This window comes from Marinobacter flavimaris (assembly GCF_002933295.1).
GTDB lineage: Bacteria > Pseudomonadota > Gammaproteobacteria > Pseudomonadales > Oleiphilaceae > Marinobacter > Marinobacter flavimaris.
Window position 1 is genome coordinate 1 of the sequence record NZ_PSSW01000048.1, and the last position, 609, is coordinate 609.

The window sequence follows — 609 nt, forward strand, 5'->3', positions numbered from 1 at the left end:
GAATAAAGAGAGCAGATGGGTCGTTGCAGGCCCGTGTTTTTGGGTCTGTAGCTCAGGTGGTTAGAGCGCACCCCTGATAAGGGTGAGGTCGGTGGTTCAAGTCCACCCAGACCCACCAGAATTATCCAGCTCGGCGTTATCAAGTACGTTGATCTGAATAATTCTTGTAATAGCTTTTATGGGGCTATAGCTCAGCTGGGAGAGCGCCTGCCTTGCACGCAGGAGGTCGGCAGTTCGATCCTGCCTAGCTCCACCAAATTACTGACTAACTTCGGTTAGCAGTGTACAGAAACAAGCTTTTCAGTTGTGTGACTCGATTAAGGGTTGTAACTGAAGATCTTCTTTCTGATCACTGGGTCAGATTTGCTCTTTAACAAATTGGACGAGATAGAACACGATTGATGGATTCCATTATCTCCGGAATTCATTGATCAGAGTGATAACGATTTCAAGCGTTATCCGGTGTTGTCGTTGAAGTGGTTGTTCTATTGCTTCAAGTGGCTGTCTCGAAGAAACCTCTGAATCAGGCTTGCCTGGTGATGGGTGTGGATTCGTGATCAGTTGTCTTGGGGTTATATAGTCAAGCAACTAAGCGCATACGGTGGATGC

2 tRNA genes are annotated in these 609 nt (G+C 47.0%); both read left to right on the top strand.

Features of this window, described 5'->3' with window-relative positions:
- Positions 1-41: 41 nt before the first annotated feature.
- A tRNA-Ile gene (locus MDHKLMBL_RS20690) sits at positions 42-118 on the top strand.
- A 62-nt stretch (positions 119-180) separates the two neighbouring features.
- Positions 181-256 (top strand) — tRNA-Ala (locus MDHKLMBL_RS20695).
- Positions 257-609 lie beyond the last annotated feature (353 nt).